This window comes from Nocardia tenerifensis NBRC 101015 (assembly GCF_000308715.1).
Lineage (GTDB): Bacteria > Actinomycetota > Actinomycetes > Mycobacteriales > Mycobacteriaceae > Nocardia > Nocardia tenerifensis.
The window spans coordinates 1-939 of sequence record NZ_BAGH01000296.1 but is presented as its reverse complement, the minus strand read 5'-3'; the positions used below and the strand labels follow the sequence as shown (position 1 = coordinate 939).

Annotated in this window: 1 protein-coding gene; it reads right to left on the bottom strand. The window is 68.4% G+C overall.

Going from position 1 to position 939, the window contains the following annotated elements; all coding sequences use genetic code 11:
* Positions 1–464 precede the first annotated feature (464 nt).
* Positions 465–939 (bottom strand): MFS transporter (locus ON39_RS23120; protein ID WP_040737564.1); only part of this gene is annotated, 475 nt, incomplete at its 5' end.

The following is a 939-nucleotide window of genomic DNA, read 5'->3' as shown; positions in this document are numbered from 1 at the left end:
GAGTCCGGCGGCGGCGCCGACCGTGGCGGGGGACACCGCCTGCGGACCGTTCTGTAACAGCACCGTGCGCGCGGCGTCGAGCAGCGCCCGTTCTTGATTCGCCCGGTGCTCGGCGACGGTTGGTGCGTCGATCCTCGGCATCGCGCTCCTGGGTTGGCGACGGAATGTCTCCATGGTACCCCTTGGCGACATTGTGTCGCCAAACCCGACACTGCTTGCGTGGACCGTCTATGCCTGCGGCAGTGACGGCGAGACTGGCGGCGGGGAGATTTCGCGCAGATTAGTTCAGTGGGTCGGATGATGCTGTTGTGTCAAAAGTGTTGTGCGGTAATCGTTCTTGAACCTATCGAGTGAGATATATCGCACTGGGCACCGATCGCCGCGCCGACTGCGAACGACACATCCTACGAATCGACGCCCGCTCCGTCGTGCGGAGCGGGCGTCAATCCTCCAGGGCGGGACGGCTATTGGGTGCGCCGGTCGGTCGGGACCAGCGGGACCGCGGCGACCGCGAGCCCTGCCGCCAGCAGATAGGCGGCGGCGAAACCGCTCGCGGAGATGAGCGCGCCGAACGCGGGCGCCACGACGGCCATCGCCAGATTCTGCCCGGTGTTCTGGATGCCGAGTCCGCGTCCGCTCCAATAGGGTCCGGCGATCTCGGCGACCGCGGTGAAGGCCAGGCCGTTGTCGGACACGGTGATCACCGAGGCGACGATCAGCAATGGGATTGCGGCCCACCACATGTGGGTCCAGGCGGCCAGCGCCAGCGCCGCCATCGACAACACGGCGGCGACGGCGACGATGCGCAGCGGGCCCAGCCGGCTGCCGACCCGGTCGGACCAGGCGCCCGCGCCGATTCGGCCTGCGGCGCCCAGGATTTGGGTCACGGTGACCAGAATTCCGGCGGCGGCCAGCGACCAGCCGACGTCGCGGTGCAGC